Source organism: Luteolibacter arcticus (genome assembly GCF_025950235.1).
Taxonomy (GTDB): Bacteria; Verrucomicrobiota; Verrucomicrobiia; order Verrucomicrobiales; family Akkermansiaceae; genus Haloferula; species Haloferula arctica.
Genome location: NZ_JAPDDT010000001.1, coordinates 1,110,510 through 1,126,299, shown reverse-complemented (window position 1 = coordinate 1,126,299; position 15,790 = coordinate 1,110,510). Strand labels below are relative to the sequence as shown.

Here is a 15,790-nt window from a genome sequence, read left to right as displayed (position 1 = left end):
TTTGGCCGTTTTTCCAACGCTTGAGAGGTGCGACGGCGGAGAATCTTCCCACAAATTCGAGCTACGGGAGCACGACCCGGAAAGTCGTGCCCTGGCTGCTTTCCACGTCGATCCCGCCGCCGTGGTTCTCGACGATGGTCTTGGCGATCGCCAGGCCGAGACCGGTGTGGCCGTTGATTTGGCCGCGTGCGGAGTCGGCGCGGTAAAAGCGGTCGAACAAGCGCGGCAAGTGCTCGGTCGCGATGCCGGGGCCATTGTCGGAGACTTCCAGCACGGTTCCCTCCGCGCTTGCGGAGGTTTTCAGGACGACGGTGCTGCCCGACGGGGGATGGACGAGTGCGTTCGAGAGGAGGTTTTGCACGACCATCGCCAGCGAGTGCGGGTCGCCCTTGAGCGGGGCGGGGGAAAGCTCGCGCCGCACGGTGATCGAGTGCTCGTCGGCGAGTGGTTGCAGCAGGTCGGCGACTCCGGTCGCAATGTCGGCGAGGTCGCAGGTCACCGGCTCAGCGCCGGAGGTCGGCAGGTCCTGGCGTGCCAGCACCAGCAGCGATTCCACCAGCGCGCGCATGCGCTCGGCGGCGGTGCGGCAGTTGCCGAGGATCTCGCGATACTGCTCCGGCTCGCGCTCGCGTTTCAGCGCCCGCTGGGTTTCCGAGAGGATGATCGTGACCGGCGTGCGCAGCTCGTGCGATGCATCGGCGGTGAAACGCTTCTGTCGTTCGATCGCCGCGGAGAGACGCTCGAAGGTGTCGTTCAGCACGTGGCCGAGTCGGTCGAGCTCGTTGTCGGTATTGGCGATCTGGATGCGCTCGTCGAGATTACCTGCCGCGATGCGCGAGGCGGTGCGGCCGATGGTATCGATTGGCTTGAGCGCGCGGCCTGCCAGCCACCAGCCGCCGCCGAGGCCGGCGAGCCACACCGCGCCACCACCGAGGGCGAGCAGCAGGCCGAAATTCCGCAGCTCCTTTTGCTCCGCGCTGATATCGCGGCCGGTGATCGAACTGATGCCGGTGGGATTGGTGCGGTGGTGCTCCCGGCGGTTGGCTTTCTCGATGTATTGTGTGGAGCCGTCCTTATTAGGCTTGGGCGGGCAGAGATGTACCGGGGCATTCGCCGAGATGAAAAGGGGCGAGCCATCGCTGTCCCAGAAGGCGAGGTAGGAGCCGCCTTCGCCGCCCTCGAAGAGCGCGTGGAGTTCCGGCGGGAATGCCGAGAGCTCGCCGGGATTGCGCAGGCGGTCGCGGATCTCGTCGAAGCTCGGCGGGTCGTTCTTGTTCGGCAGCGGTCGCGAGGCGAAGAGGCTGCGGAAGAAGGTCCCTTGGAAATTGCGGATCTCCCGGTCGATCTGGCCGGTGCGGTCGTTCGCCGCCAGCCGGTAGGAAAGCAGGCACAGCCCGGTGACCAAGGCCAGCAGGATCAGCGCATACCACAGCAGCAGCCGCCAGCGGACCGATTGGAAGAGCCGCTTCATTCGATGCTGTAGCCGTGTCCGCGGCGGGTGGATATGAAGGTCGCGCCGAGCTTCTTGCGGACGTTCGAAACGTGGACGTCGAGCAGGTTGGAAAGCGTGTCGTCGCTTTCGTCGAAGAGATGCTCATAGAGTTCCGTGCGGCTGACCACGCTGCCGCGGTGAAGCGCAAGATACTCGACCAGGCCGTATTCACGCGGCGTGAGCGAAACGGCCTCTCCGCCACTGCGGACGGTGCGCGCCGCCGTATCGACCTCCACGCCACCGATCTCTAACAAACTCGTCCCCAGCCCCGAGCTGCGGCGGATCAAGGCGCGCAGACGGGCCAGCAGTTCCTCGAAATCGAAGGGCTTGGTCAGGTAGTCATCCGCTCCCGCATCGAGGCCGCGGATGCGATCGGGCACGGCATCACGGGCGGTGAGCATCAATACCGGAGTCTTCTTCTCGCGCCGCAGCCTGGCCAGCAGCTCCCAGCCGTCGATGCCCGGCAGCATGCCATCCAGCACGATGCAGTCGTAGTCCGTCGCGCGGGCTTTCTCCAAGCCTTCCTTGCCATCGGCCGCGGTATCGATCGCATACAGCTCCTCCCGCAGCCCTTCGCTCAGGCTGTGGAGCAGCAGTGGATCGTCCTCGATGACCAGCAGGCGCACGGGGTTGAGAGTCGGTGGTTGAAAGTTGAGAGAAAGAGAATGAGATGGCGGAGTCTTCTGGCCGTTCACTATCAACCATCAACTCTCAACCATCGACTATTCATGCCGGAGCGCTTCGATCGGATCGAGCGCGGCGGCCCGTCGCGCGGGCATGAAGCCGAAGAGGATGCCGATAGCGGCGGAGAAAATGAAGGCGATGCCGTTGATCTTGGGATCGAAGGTGAAGGGCGCGCCTACGAGCTTGGCCAGCCAGACGCAAAGTCCGTAGGCCAATGCGATGCCGCACAGTCCGCCGACGCATGAGAGGGTCACCGCCTCCACCAGGAACTGGAGCATCACTTCGCGAGCCCGCGCGCCGATGGCCATGCGGATGCCGATTTCACGTGTCCGCTCGGTCACCGAGACCAGCATGATATTCATGATGCCGATCCCGCCTACCAGAAGGCTGACACCGGCCACCGCGGCTAACAGCGAGGTCATCACCTGGGTGCTGGAGCTGACCGCGTCCGCGATCTGGCGGCTGTCGAAGGCGGAGAAATTGTTCTGCTGGTTGCGGCCGAGGTGGCGTCGTTCCCGCATCATGGAGTTCAGGTCTGCGACCACCGCTTCGCTGGGGTAGCCGTCCTCGGTGGAGATCATGATCTGGCCGAGGTTCTGCTTCGACATCTGACCATTCAGCCTGCGCTGCAGGGTGGTGATGGGGATGATGATGTTGTCGTCGAGGTCGTCACCCCAGCCCGCCTGGCCCTTCGCGACAGTCACGCCGATCACGGTGACGGCGGTGCTCGACACGCGGATCTTCTGGCCGATGGCATCGCCCTTCGGGAAAAGCTCCTTGCGGATGGTCTCGCCAATCACGGCGACAGTTGCGCCATCCACGACTTCCTCATCAGTGAAGAAGCGGCCGTCGGCGATGTCCCAGTTGCCGATCGGGAAGTATTCCGGCGTGGTCCCCTGGATGTCGGTTTGCCGCGCCTCTTCCCCGGCGATGGCCTGCACGCTGGTATTCGCCATCGGTGCCACCGCCCGGATACCGGGGATCTGCTGCCGGATGACTTCGACATCGTCCTGGCTGAAAAGCGGTGCGGATTGCGGACCCCAGCCTTGCCCCGGGCGCAGTGTGAGCAGGTTGCTGCCCACCTTCTCGATCTGGGCTTTCACCGTCTCCGTGGCCCCGCGGCCGAGCGTGACGAGGGTGACCACGGCAGCGACGCCGATGACCACGCCGATCACGGTGAGGAAGGCGCGCGTCAGATTCCGGCGGATCTCGCGGAGCGCGATGATGAAGGCGTTCCAGAACATACTTATCGGGTGCGAGGGGTACGGTTGGAGTTGAGTTCATCCGAGCCGATCAATCCGTCGCGGACGTGGACGATGCGCTTGGCGAAGTGCGCCACCTCGTCCTCGTGGGTGACCATGATGACGGTGATGCCGAGGTCCTCATTCAGCCGGCACAGGAGTTCCATGACCTCGTGCGTGGTCTTGGAGTCCAGGTTGCCGGTCGGTTCGTCGGCGAAAAGGGTGTCCGGATTGGTCACGATCGCGCGGGCGATGGCGACGCGCTGTTGCTGGCCACCGGAGAGCTCGGCCGGCGTGTTGCGCTCCTTGTCGGGCAGGCCGACGCTGGCGAGCGCCTTGCGCGCCATCTCGTGGCGCTGTTTCCGCGAGTAGCCGCGGTAGAGCAGGGGCAGCTCCACATTCTCCAATGCAGAGGTGCGGGCGAGCAGGTTGAAGCCTTGGAAAATGAAGCCGAGCGCGGTGCGGCGGAGCAAGGAACGCTGGTCCTTATTGAGCGTCTCCACGCCGATCCCTTCGAAGCGGTAGTTGCCGGTGGTCGGGGTGTCGAGGCAGCCTAACAAATTCATCAGCGTCGATTTTCCCGAGCCGCTGGGACCCATGACCGCGAGGAATTCGCCCTTGGCGATGTCCATGTCCACGCCACGAAGAGCCTGGAACGCGGCATCCCCGCGTCCATAGGTCTTGGTTAGGCTGCGCAGTTCGATCAGGTTGCTCATGACTTCGCCGGGGGCTTGGCACTCACGATGATGTCCGCGCCTTCGGAAAGTCCTTCGCCGGTAATCTCGGTCTGGCTGCCGTCGGTGAGGCCTGTGGTGACCTTGACTTCGACCGGCTTGCCATCCTGCAGAACCCAGACGCTGGCACCCTTCTTCTCCGGGCCGCCGGGAGGCGGAGCGCCCGAGCCGCGGCCGAAGCGGCGTCCGCCGCCCGGCGAGAGTTGCTGGACGATAGTACGGCCTCCTTCCTCGGGCTTGCCAAGTTTCGCCGCGGCCACGGGATCGAAGCGTAGTGCGGAATCTGGCACGGTGAAGATGTCCTTCTTGCGCTCGATGAAAATGTCGGCGGTGGCGGTCATACCGGGCCGCAGGCTCAGGTCGTCGTTGTTCACTTCCAGCTCCGTGCTGTAAGTGACCACGTTGTTGGTGAGCGTGGAGCCGTAGAAGACCTTCTTCACCGAGGCGTTGTAGGTGCGCTTCGGCCAGGCGGACACCTCGAACTCGACGGCCTGGCCCTTGTCGACGCGCCCGATGTCGGACTCTGCCACGGCGACCACGAGTTCCATCTTGCGCAAGTCTTCCGCGATGGTGAAAAGCTCCGGCGCGGTGAAGGACGCGGCAACGGTCTGGCCGACCTCCAGCTTGCGCAGCAGGATGGTGCCATTGACGGGCGAGCGGATGACCGCCTTCTCGAGGTCGCGCTCGTTCGACTTCACGTTTGCTTCCGCCTCGGCCACGGAGGCCTTCGCGCTTTCGAGGTCCGCCTGCGAGCGTTCCATGGTGGCCTGCGAGGTATCCATGTCCGCCTTCGATGGCGTCTGGCCGCCGCTCAGCTTGTGAAGCTCCAGGGCCCGGTCGTGGGAGGCGACGCTTTCGCGAAGAGTCGCCTCCGCCTGGGCCACGCGGGCCTTGGCCGAGAGCAGCGTGGCGCGGGTGCGCTCGGTTTGCTGGACCAGCTTGATGGTGTCCAGCTTCGCAAGCTGCTGGCCCTTGGTCACGGTGTCGTTGGTATCCACGAAGACCTCGGCGATGGTGCCGGAGAGTTCGCTGCCGACAATGACTTGGTTCGTCGGGGCAAGGGTGCCGGTGGCAGTGATCTCGATGGAGATTTCGCCGCGCTCCAAGGGCTCTGTCACGTATTCCGGTCCGGTGACGGCCTTGCCATTTTTATTGAAGTAGTAGTATGCGCCGCCTCCCACCGCGGCGAGTCCCACGGCTATGAGGATCCACTTGCGGATCGGCCGGGATCGGCCGCCGTCGAGTACTGCAACAAGGTCTTGCGATGAATCGGATGGCTTCATGAAAAGTCGGGTGTTCAGGAACCGGCGGACCAACCGCCGCCGAGTGCCTTGTAGAGTTGGATATGGGCGGCGGCGCGGTCGGCTTTCACCGCGGCCACGGTTTCCTCAAGCGCGAGGTCGCTGCGCTGGGTATCGAGCACGGTGGTGATGTCAATGACCCCGGCGCGATACTTCTGGCTCGCCAGCGTGGAGGCTTGCTTCGCCGAGGCGGCGGCCTTCTGCAGCGTGGTCAGGCGCTCCCCGGTGCGGCGGCAGGCGATGAGCGCGTCTTCCACTTCCGAGAGAGCTGTTAGAACGGAGGATTCGTAGGAAAGCAGCGCCTGTTCCTCGACCGCGCCTTGTGCCACGATGTTCGCGCGGATGCGGCCGGCATCGAAGATCGGGCCGGAGAGGCCGGCGACGAGACCGGTGGCGGTCGATGCGGGACTGAAGAGCTTGTCGCTCGTCAGTGAGTCGATGCCGAGCGAGCCGGACAGCCGGAGGCTCGGCAGTCGCTCGGCTTCCGCGACCTTGGTGCGTGCCACGGCGGCGACCCATTGGTAGCCGGCGGCGCGGACGTCGGGGCGCTGGCGGATGGTATCGGCGGGAATGCCGACCGCGAGACGGCGGGCAGGCGAGGGGATGTCGCCGGAGCCGGTGGACACTCCGCCGGGAGCCCGGCCGCACAGCAGCGCCAAGCGGTTCCGGGTTTGTGCGATGTTTTGCTCCTGCGATGAAATCTGCGAGCGAGCGGTCTCAAGGCTCGACTCGGCTTGGCGGAGTTCCAGTTGATCGATCTCGCCGGCCTGTGCGCGCCATGAGGCGAGCTGCGTGGTTTCCTCGCGGGTGGTGAGGCTGCGCTTCACGATCGCCAGCCGCTCTTCTGCGGACCGCAGGTCGAGGTAGGCGAGCGCCACCTCCGAGGCCAGCGAGGACTGGGCCGAGTAGAGGTTCTCCTTCGCGGTCTCCACCTCCGCGGAGGCTGCGAGCACTGCCTGGCGGTTCTTTCCGAAGAAGTCGGCTTCCCATGAAGCGCTCAAGCCTGCCGAGTAAGAGGTGCTTGAACGGTCTGCGCTGCCATCGTTCCAAGTTTTTCCCGAACTACGGGAACCATCGTAGTCCACCGATGGGAAAAGCGAGGCGCGCTGGGCATCCCGTTGTGCCTGTGCCTGGCGGACCCGGGCGATGGCGGAGGCGAGATCGCGGTTGCCTGCCAAGGCCTCGCGGATCAGCCGGGTCATCTGCGGATCGCCGAAGGACGACCACCAGGTCGAAAGGTCGCGGTCGGGCGAGGCCGTCGGGAACCCGGCCGCATTTCTCCAGGAAACCGGCAGCGTGACCTCCGGGCCTTGGGCGGGCGTGACGCGGCATCCCGGCAACACGACGAGCAGCGTCGCGGTGCATGCAGCGAGGCGGGCGGGGAAACTCATGCGCCCACCGTGGCAGGATCAACCTTTAGGGAAGGTGAAGGCGCGGAATTCCCGGGCTTCACTTGAAATCAATCGCCAGCGCCTCACCCGAATACTCGACCTGCTTCTCTTTTCCGCCCGGAACCAGCTCGATGCGGAGCTTTTGCGGCTGCGTCAGCCGGTGATCGGGAGAAATACGCGGCTCAATGGTGAGCTTCGCCGCCTGGTCATCCCACTTGAGGGAGGTCACCGAGGATTCGCCTTTGAGGTAGCCATTGCTGCTGCCGTCGTCGTGATAGAGCAGCGCGGAGCCATCGGTACCGCGGTAGATCCGGATCGTGAGCGGCTCCTTCACCTCCTCGCCGGTGTATTGCCGGACCGGATCGAGCGGCAGAATCGCGCCAGCCTTCGCATAGATCGGCATGGTCGCCAGATCGATCGTCCGGTTTATGCTACGGCCACCCTGCTGCAACTCGCCGGACCAAAAGTCATACCACTGGCCCTCCGGTAGATAGATGTCGCGGCTGGTGGCTCCTTTTTCGAAAACCGGTGCGACGAGCAGGTCGCGGCCCCACAGATACTCGCTGCCGATGCCGCGGGCTTTCGCATCGCCGGGGTAGTGCAGCCACAGGGCGCGCATCATCGGCAAGCCGGTCTCACGAGCTTGCCAGGCCAGCGTGTAGTTATAGGAGAGCAGTTGGTAACGCAACTCCGCGTATTTCCGCACGATCGGCTCGATTGCCGGGTTGTTCAGCTCCGAAAGCTTCGGCGGTTCCTTGTCCTCGACGGGACCGAGCGAATCGAGTCCCCAGCCCCACGGTAGCCGGGTCCACCAGGTCCGGCCATGCGCGCGGAACGAAGGACAGAAGGCCGCGAACTGGAACCAGCGCGCATACAGCTCGCCGGTCAGCTCCGGGGTAGAAAAGAAGCCGCCGAGGTCCGAGCCCCAGAATGGCGATAGGCTGAGCGAGTGATTGAGGCCGACCGCGATCTGCGCTTCGAGGCTCTTCCAGGTCGATTGCGTGTCCCCCGACCAGACCCAGCCGCCCCACCGCGCGATGCCGAGGTGGCCATTGCGGTGCAGGCTCCATGGCCGGAGTTCCGGCTGTGTGGAAAGCGGGCCTTCGTGGTAGAGTTGGTGGCGCTTGAATCGCTCATGCAGGTCGAACCAATCGCCCTCGTCCGGCCACCAGCCGTCCACGCCGGCCTTCACGAGCGCCTCGTGCTCCTTCCAATAGCTGCCAAGGCGCGAGTCGTCTAACATCGGGATGCGGTCGCGGTCCCACGGCACCATGTGGAGCACGACCTTGGCGTTGCGCTGGTGCACGTCGGCGATGAATGCCGCCGGGTTGCGCTTGAAGATCGCGGGGTTGAATTCGAAGGACGGCTGCGGCTTGTTCCAACCGCGCGGGGTGAAGCCGGTACCGAGATAGATCACCGCATCGAGCGGGATGCGCTTCTCGCGGAAGGTATCGACAATTCCCAGCATCTGCGCGTCGTCCTCCAGCGTCCGGTGGGACTGCATGTAGCCGAGCGCCCACTTCGGCGGCATTGCTGCACGACCGCTAAGCGCGGCGAGGTTGTTCATGAAAACGGCCGGGTCGCGCGAGTCGAAGATGAAGACATCGAGCAGGCCGGGAACGAAGGTCTCCATCGGCGGGATGCCTTTGCCGAGCTGGAGTTGCTGGTTGCCGTGCGACTGGCGCATGGCCTTGGGGTCCTTCGCTTCGATGGGGATGAACTTGCCGGTGTCGGGCTTCGAGAGATCGATCTTTCCCCACGGCGTCGCGAACCACAGCCCCCAGCCGCCGGTGCCGGCGAGCAGGGCGACGGGATTGCGCGAGCCATAGGCGTCGGATTGCCAGCGGGGCTGCATGCCGTCGAAGCGCCCGCGCCGGTCAAACTCCACCGGGGCATTGCGCCAGTCCTTGCCGGGCAGCGGGCCGCCTTCGCCGAGACCGAGCACCGGCTGGCCATCGAGTGGGAAGGAAACGCTGCCGTCATTCTGGAACGCCAGTTCCTGGATCAGGACGCCATCGGCCGAGGTGACGCGGATGGTGAGGGGATCGGGCTTCAACGAGACCTTGAGAACGCCAGCCGCGATTTCCCGCGGGCGATCGATCTCCTGAATCCGGATCACCGGTTCATCCGTCCGGTCTAACAATGCCGGATTCACCGGGAGTTCCGGCTTGAAATCGAGTGGCTTCAGCGTGACGCGCAGGGCCCGGTCGCCGGTGACCCGGATGCTCAGCTCGGCGGGCTTTCCCGCGGTTACCAAGGGCGCAGCATGGGTGGCGGTCATGAGCGCGGCAAGAGCCGCCATCCGGCAGAAGAGGGGATTCATGGCTCATCCTTTCACAACGCTCCCATTTTCGGGAAAACAAAAGGCCTCCGTCGCGTGACATTAGATTCAAGAGTCGGCGAGAAACTCGGATGCGATGAAGCGCTGGTCAGAGGCGGCGCAGATCAGTCTGCCGTCTTGCGTGAGGAAATGATCTCTCAATCCATCCGAACGCCGCTGCTGTGAAGTGACAGGTACTGCGCGTAGGTCGTATAACGGTCATGTTCCTCCAGATATTGGCGGTAGGCAGGGATATGAAATCGCGCCTTTGAAATAAGGTCGCGATCACCTTCATGCCCGACTTGGTCGGCTAGGCGCTCATAGCCTTCAAGCTCTTCCAAAAGTTCGCCACACTCCTCAATGGTGGCGCCGTCGTGGCCATAGAGCACTCCTAGGGGAAGCTCGTGGAGTGCGTAGTCAAACCGGGAACGCATCAGTGTCAGCAGCCGACTTTTGGAGCGAACGTCCGAGTCGTCGTCGGAAACGGCTCGTAAAAGCAGACCATACTCTGACCGTTGGTCCTCAGGCAATTGCTCGCGGCACGAAGGGGACTTGTAAAGTAATTGAGAAAATCCTGCGAGCCAGCGCCCGGCACCTGGAATGCAAGTTTGAAGGCCGGTATAAAGGGCGGGGAAGAGAACGTACCTAAACAAAGGTAAACGGATGTCGGTCGGGTCTCCACCATCGGTAAACGGATGTCGGTCGGGTCTCCACCATCGATCACTCGCATTGCCAGATCGCGAGCCCAAGGGTGCCAACGTTCCGGAGGAAGCTCTAGCAAGGCGTTGATGAAGCGCTCAAGCGCTTCCATCGATTGATGCCGGATGCGGATTCGTTCAGAGGCTAGGTAGGCATCCCAAAGCTCCATTGTCTCGTCAGGCATCATAGGAAAGCTTTCGGTAATCAAGCACCGGAAAGTCGCAAGGGTCCAGAGACGTTATGCCCAGCTATCTCCGATCCAACAAAAAAGCCCCCGCCACGGAGATGGCGAGGGCTTGTGAACAAATTGTGGACAAGTCGCTCAGGCAGCTTCAATTGCCGCGGTTTTCCCGGCGCTCCTGCATCTTTTCTTTCCAAGCGCCGCCGCCGCCGCCGCCGCTATTGCCGCTGCTTTCCTTCTTCTCGGCCTGGCGTGTCTGGCGTTCCTGGACGCGGGCTTGGTTGGCCGTCTGCTGCTGGGCGCGGGCCTCGGCCATGCGGGCTTGCTGCGAACCCTTCACAGCTGCCTGTTGGCCACCGTAGTTCGGCTGCGACTGACGTTGATACGGGGTTGCCTGCGGCGACTGCCGCTGTTCGCGGACCTTGTCCGCCCAGTTCTGCTGCTGGCCGCGGACGTTTTGCTGCCGCTGTGCCTGGGTCTCACGCGCATTCTGGTTGCGCACGGATTGGTTGTCGCGCGACTGCTGGAAATTGGCGGCGGCGCGGGAGCGCTGGTTGCGCCAGGCGTCGGCGGTCGAGTCATTGCGCTCGCGTACCTTCGTCGCCCACGAGTAATTCGCGGCTTTCAGTTGGTCGACGCGGTTCTGGTAGTTGGGCAGCACGCGGTCGCGGAAGTTGCCGGGCGGCGAGAGGTGGCCGTGGCCATTCCAGCCGTGCGGGTGATGAGCCCCGTAGATCGGCCGCGGGCAGTAGCCGCGGGGATAGTAGCCGTAGAGGTAGGGATCGTAGTAGCAGCTACGGTAGCGGTCGTAGTAGCAGTAGACCGTGGGGTCGTAGAACCAGCGGTCGCTGCTGGTGTAAACGAAAGTCGTGTTCAAACCGCCGCCCCCACCGCCGTAGTAGCCGCCGTCTCCACCCCCGCCGTAACCGCCACCTCCATAGGGGTCATAATAGCACGAAGCAACGAACAGGGTGGCGGCCGCAGCGGCGGCACCTTTCAACCAGCGGGATGTTTTGGTCATGGCGGTGTAACGTTAGGAATAACGAATTATTCAATCGATTCTCGTCAAGTCCAGCGGGCGGATTGACAGGATGCTCCGGAATCCGTTTCTTCGCCGCGTCAAGCTGCCAAAACCTCACGAATGTCTGCCCCTGTTCTCGTCACTGGAGGAGCCGGATACATCGGCTCCCACACCGTCCGCCTGCTCGCTTCGCAAGGCCGGAAAGTCGTCGTCCTCGACAATCTCGTTTACGGGCACCGCGAGGCAATCGTGGATGAGGGAGTAGATCTGGTCGTCGGCGATGTGGGGGACCGCAAGCTGCTTGAGGAGCTTTTCACCAAGCACGCCTTCGGGGCCGTGGTCCATTTCGCCGCCTACGCCTACGTCGGCGAGTCGGTGACCGACCCGCTGAAGTACTACCGCAACAACACCGCCGAGCCGCTGACCATGCTCGAGGTGATGCAGGCCCACGGTTGCAAGAGCTTCGTCTTTTCCTCCACCTGCGCGACCTACGGGGTGCCGGAGAGCATCCCGATTTCCGAAAGCAATCCGCAGAATCCGATCAACCCCTACGGCCGCAGCAAGCTGATGCTGGAGTGGGTGCTCGCCGACTGCGACCGCGCCTGGGGCCTCAAGAGCGCCTGCCTCCGCTACTTCAATGCAAGCGGCTGCGCCGATGACGGCCTGATCGGCGAGGACCACGACCCGGAGACCCACCTGATCCCGCGCGTGCTGATGGCGGTGACGGGGGAAATCTCGCACGTCGATGTCTTCGGCACCGATTACCCGACCCCCGACGGCACCGGCGTCCGCGACTACATCCACGTGGCCGATCTCGCCTCCGCCCACGCCAAGGCGATCGACCACCTCACCGCTGGCGGCGACTCCGTCCGCTGCAACCTCGGCACCGGTGTCGGGGTCTCGGTGAAGGAGATCATTTCCGCGGTGGAAGAGGTCACCGGCAAGACGGTGCCCGTCCAGTATGGCCCGCGCCGCGCTGGGGATCCGCCGCAGTTGCTGGCCGACCCGCGCCTTGCCAAAGAGGTCCTCGGCTGGGTGGCCGAGCACCGCGATGTCCGCGACATGGTCCGCTCCGCCTGGGCATGGATGGACGGGCCGAAGAAGGGACGCTACAGCGCCTGAAACGTTCGTTCCCTCGGTAATCGCGATGTAAACACATTCCGGCTTGCATTCCGGCTCGACCGAAGCCACAGATTCAAAAAACCAAACCCGTTATGCATTTCAGACCAACCCGCCCAGCCAAAGGCTTCAGCCTGATCGAGCTGCTCGTTGTCATTCTCATCATCTCCGTCCTCTTGACCTTGGGTGCCGTGGGCCTGAAGGGAATCGGGGGCAAGGGAGTCTCCAGTGCTGTTTCGACAGCGGAAGCCGTCTTCGACGAAGCCCGTGCGATCGCGGTCGGAAAGGGGACCCGGTCGCGGGTGCTGATGGACATCAACGACCCCCAAAGCACGGACAACTACAAGCGCCGGATGCTCGTGGTGTATGAGGAACTCGACGCGCAGGGCGAGCCCATCAAGGACCAGTGGGTGATGTCCAGCCGCCCGGTGACGCTGCCCGAGGGTGTCTTCTACAGCCAGAGCTTCAGCAAGAAGGAGCACGAAAAGGGGACGGGCGATATCGAGAATTTCGCGCTTACCACCAACAAACAGACCTTCGACGGCAACTACCTCTACTACGAATTCAATTCGGAAGGGATCTGCACCAGCCCCGGAGCCAGCTTCATTATCGGCAGCGGCACGCGCCCCCAAGGCGACCAGCCTCGTGTCACGGGTGATGCCAAGCGTGACTTTGCGGGCTTCATCGTGTGGCGCAATGGCCGCACCTCGCTGTTCCGTGGCCCGGACGAAATCGGCATTCCAACCACACTGACCACGTTCTGAATCGCATGAAATTCAACAAATCCCGGACTGATCGCGGCTTCACCCTGATGGAGACCGTGATTGCCATCGGCGTCTTGGCGCTGTTGCTCACGGCTTTCCTTGCGGTTTTCGGTCCGGCTACGACCGGCCTGCGCCGCGCCATCAGTGTGCAGGAGGCCGACCGGCTTGCCGCGGCCTTGGAGCGGGAACTCGTGACCGTTCGTCCTTCGGGTGGCGGCTCGGCTACCTACCCGACCGGCTTTGACAAGGCCTACGAGTGGATCAAGGCAGCGCCGGACAAGGGCAATGAGATCTTGCTTTACCAATATCGCGGGGACCCAAGCCAGCTTCGTTCTGACGGTACTATGGAGCCCTACACGAACGCCGGCGGAGTGGCCGGCAAGGATTTCATCGTGCAGCCGGCAGTCCGCCAACGCAGCGACGATGAGTTGCTGGAAGACCTCAAGGCGCTGGATGGCCGGATCTTTGCCGTGAAGCTGACCCAGCTTGTCTTCAGCGGTGGCCAGCTTACCCGGGGCACCGAGGGTGAGATCACCGATCCGACTCCCGATGATGGTGACCCGGCAGGCACCGGCTCCGGTTCGGACTCTTATCCCGAGGCTGTGATCGCTTTCGCCGCCGAGTTCTACATCATCCCCAACAGTGCGCCCGAATATGTGGGGCCCAATGGGAAGTTCAATGTCGCCAACCTGACCAAGCCGGTCTTCACCCGCAATCTCGCCGTCCGCCGCTGAGCGGGCCACTGAACCATGAAAAACCCGCTTTCTTCTCCGCTCCGGCGCGGCTTCACCCTGATCGAGCTGTTGGTGGCGATGGCCATCACCACGGTCATTGTTGCGGTGTTGGTATCCATCACCGGTGTCGCGCTCGATACGTGGCAACGTGGGCGCGCCGAGATCCGCGCGTCACGGCAGGCCAAGTCGATGCTGGACACGATGTCCAAGGACTTCGAGTCGCTGGTTTCCCGCCGCGGCAACAACTTCGAATGGCTCTACACGAAGGTGGAGTCGAATCTGCCGGGTCCGTCTGCGAACCAGAGTTCCAACTCCGCTGATGTGATTTTCTTCACTGCGGCCACGGATCGTTATGCCGGCGACATCGGCGGCACCACCGACAAGGGCGGCGACGTTTCCTGCGTGGGCTACCAGCTCAAGTGGCAAGACCCGGTCGAAGGTGAAGAGGATGACCGGTCCGCCACCTTCGTGCTCTATCGCCTGCTGGTGGATCCGGACCAGACCTTCCAGGATCTGCTGGGCAAGGAGGATCTTGAGTCGGCCTTCTCCGGCAAGTACTCCACGAAGGTGAAGGAAGTGCAAAACTTCGTTTGCGAGAACGTCTATCAGTTCACCCTGACCTATCAGGTCGAGGTGACCCAGCCCGCGAGCGGCGGTGGCACGACCGCAAAGACCTTTCCGGTGCGCGTGACCCTAGGCGACTCCGGTGCAGGCAAGGAACTGCGCCTCCGTGGCAATGGCATCGTGACCGACGCCAACGCCGGCAGCCTTTCGCCACAGGTGAGCATCGACGAGCTCAAGGCCGGCCGTCTGATCGGTGTGGAGATCGGCATCACGGTCCTCTCCGACGCAGCGGTCATCCGCCTCAACAACTCGTCCCTGGACCAGAAGGTGCGCGAGAAGATCCTCGCCCAGGAGTCCTTCCAATACTCCCGCACCGTCGAGCTGCCGGGGATGTAAGAGTTCGGATTTCCGAGCAACCTTTTAGAAAGAGGGAGTCCGATTCGGGCTCCCTTTTTCGTTTTCTTCTGCGTGGTGGACAGACCCACTGGGAGTGCGGGATTTTTCCCGCCCGAATAGTTTTTTCGGGCGGGGCAACTATCCCGGGAGCGCCGGTCTTCAGACCGGCTCGAATGGTCCTTCGATGCCGTTTCTCCCTCTCCGAAGTCGTGCCCGAGGGGGGGATCTCGATTTATGTCTGCTTTTGTGGACCATTCTGCCGGTCTGAAGACCGGCGCTCCCGGGACAGCAGGTCCGCTTGAATAGCGGCTTCGCCAACCATTCACGCGGAATAAAAATTCCCGCGGTCCCAGTCGCTGGGGGTACTACCGGCTGATCGCCAGAAAGGCATTTCCGCGCTTCTCGCTGCCCACGGTCGTCTCCGGCCCATGGCCGGGCAGCAGCACGGTTTCGTCCGCCAAGGTCAGGACATGTGCTCGCAGGGCATCCAAGGCCGCCTGATAAGGGCCACCGGGCGCGCAGCCACCCATCGAGCCGGCGAAGAGGGCGTCGCCAGTGACGCAGACGGGGTGCGCCAGACCATTGATCAAGTAGCCGACCGCTCCCGGGCAATGGCCGGGCAGGTCGATCGCCTCGACGGTAAGGTTGCCAAAGCTCAGTTGCCCGCCTGCTGCGATGCCTTCCGGAGGAATCACGACCGACCGAGTGCGACCTTTCAGGGTGGCCAAGCCGTCGATGTGATCACCATGCTGGTGGGTAATCAGGACGTGAACTTGGCCGATGCCCCGCTGATCCAAGGCTTGGAGGACGTCGGGAGCGCGGGTGCCGGTGTCGAAGAGCAGGTAGTCATCCGGGCCTGCCTGAACCAGCCACGCATTCACGGTCTCATCGCCAAACGGTAGTTCCAATCGAGTGATTTCCGACAGCGGACAGGCTGGTGGGGTGTAGTCCGGCAGGCCGGCGAGTGCCGGGCCATTCAGCCCCAACGCGGGAGCGAGTAGCAACAAGGTCTCCCGGAAGGCTGGCCCCCGGCTCGCGGAAATGACCTCTCGTTCGGAGAGCCCGCAGCGGGCCGCGGCCTCGGATGGCGCGAGATCCAGCCCCCGGAGGGCCTTCCGGATCACGTCGGCGGTGGTGTCGTAGAGCATG

General features: G+C 63.5%; 15 protein-coding genes. 4 read left to right on the top strand and 11 right to left on the bottom strand.

The genetic code is table 11. The features are described from left to right. Positions 1 to 61: 61 nt before the first annotated feature. From OKA05_RS04690 to OKA05_RS04645, 10 genes are all read right to left on the bottom strand, one after another. Complete coding sequence (locus OKA05_RS04690) at positions 62 to 1,471, bottom strand: sensor histidine kinase (protein WP_264485946.1); 1,410 nt, start codon at positions 1,469 to 1,471, stop codon at positions 62 to 64. Beyond that, entirely contained in the window at positions 1,468 to 2,118 is a 651-nt protein-coding gene (locus OKA05_RS04685) for a response regulator transcription factor (RefSeq protein WP_264485945.1), read from the bottom strand. Before OKA05_RS04685 ends, OKA05_RS04690 begins: the two co-directional genes overlap by 4 nt. Before the next feature lie 96 nt (positions 2,119 to 2,214). Continuing rightward, positions 2,215 to 3,420: an ABC transporter permease gene (locus tag OKA05_RS04680; RefSeq protein ID WP_264485944.1), complete on the bottom strand. Its 1,206-nt coding sequence runs from the start codon at positions 3,418 to 3,420 to the stop codon at positions 2,215 to 2,217. Positions 3,421 to 3,422: 2 nt separating this feature from the next. Next, on the bottom strand, positions 3,423 to 4,133 hold the full coding sequence (locus tag OKA05_RS04675) for an ABC transporter ATP-binding protein (protein WP_264485943.1): 711 nt from the start codon (positions 4,131 to 4,133) through the stop codon (positions 3,423 to 3,425). After that, a complete protein-coding gene (locus tag OKA05_RS04670; protein ID WP_264485942.1) occupies positions 4,130 to 5,434 on the bottom strand; it encodes an efflux RND transporter periplasmic adaptor subunit in 1,305 nt (434 codons plus the stop codon). The genes OKA05_RS04675 and OKA05_RS04670 overlap by 4 nt, the downstream gene beginning before the upstream one ends. A gap of 14 nt (positions 5,435 to 5,448) precedes the next feature. Further along, a complete protein-coding gene (locus tag OKA05_RS04665; RefSeq protein WP_264485941.1) occupies positions 5,449 to 6,843 on the bottom strand; it encodes an efflux transporter outer membrane subunit in 1,395 nt (464 codons plus the stop codon). Positions 6,844 to 6,901: 58 nt separating this feature from the next. Further along, on the bottom strand, positions 6,902 to 9,166 hold the full coding sequence (locus tag OKA05_RS04660; protein ID WP_264485940.1) for a glycoside hydrolase family 31 protein: 2,265 nt from the start codon (positions 9,164 to 9,166) through the stop codon (positions 6,902 to 6,904). A 155-nt stretch (positions 9,167 to 9,321) separates the two neighbouring features. Then, positions 9,322 to 9,597, bottom strand: coding sequence for a hypothetical protein (locus OKA05_RS04655; RefSeq protein ID WP_264485939.1), 276 nt, complete (start codon positions 9,595 to 9,597; stop codon positions 9,322 to 9,324). 5 nt (positions 9,598 to 9,602) lie between these two features. Continuing rightward, complete coding sequence (locus OKA05_RS04650) at positions 9,603 to 10,049, bottom strand: hypothetical protein (RefSeq protein WP_264485938.1); 447 nt, start codon at positions 10,047 to 10,049, stop codon at positions 9,603 to 9,605. Between the two features lie 145 nt (positions 10,050 to 10,194). After that, positions 10,195 to 11,064 (bottom strand): hypothetical protein, encoded by an 870-nt coding sequence (locus tag OKA05_RS04645; protein WP_264485937.1) that lies wholly within the window; start codon positions 11,062 to 11,064, stop codon positions 10,195 to 10,197. 120 nt (positions 11,065 to 11,184) lie between these two features. On the opposite strand from OKA05_RS04645, the gene galE reads away from it, so the two are divergent. The 4 genes from galE to OKA05_RS04625 all read left to right on the top strand — a co-directional run bounded on the left by galE (position 11,185) and on the right by OKA05_RS04625 (position 14,641). Continuing rightward, positions 11,185 to 12,186 carry a UDP-glucose 4-epimerase GalE gene (galE, locus tag OKA05_RS04640; RefSeq protein WP_264485936.1) on the top strand — a complete coding sequence of 334 codons (1,002 nt, stop codon included), beginning with the start codon at positions 11,185 to 11,187 and terminating at the stop codon, positions 12,184 to 12,186. A 92-nt stretch (positions 12,187 to 12,278) separates the two neighbouring features. After that, positions 12,279 to 12,947: a pilus assembly FimT family protein gene (locus OKA05_RS04635; protein WP_264485935.1), complete on the top strand. Its 669-nt coding sequence runs from the start codon at positions 12,279 to 12,281 to the stop codon at positions 12,945 to 12,947. Between the two features lie 5 nt (positions 12,948 to 12,952). Next, entirely contained in the window at positions 12,953 to 13,681 is a 729-nt protein-coding gene (locus OKA05_RS04630) for a prepilin-type N-terminal cleavage/methylation domain-containing protein (RefSeq protein ID WP_264485934.1), read from the top strand. Between the two features lie 15 nt (positions 13,682 to 13,696). After that, complete coding sequence (locus OKA05_RS04625) at positions 13,697 to 14,641, top strand: PulJ/GspJ family protein (RefSeq protein ID WP_264485933.1); 945 nt, start codon at positions 13,697 to 13,699, stop codon at positions 14,639 to 14,641. Positions 14,642 to 15,006: 365 nt separating this feature from the next. On the opposite strand, the gene OKA05_RS04620 is transcribed toward OKA05_RS04625, so the two are convergent. Continuing rightward, positions 15,007 to 15,789 (bottom strand): MBL fold metallo-hydrolase, encoded by a 783-nt coding sequence (locus OKA05_RS04620; protein WP_264485932.1) that lies wholly within the window; start codon positions 15,787 to 15,789, stop codon positions 15,007 to 15,009. Position 15,790 lies beyond the last annotated feature (1 nt).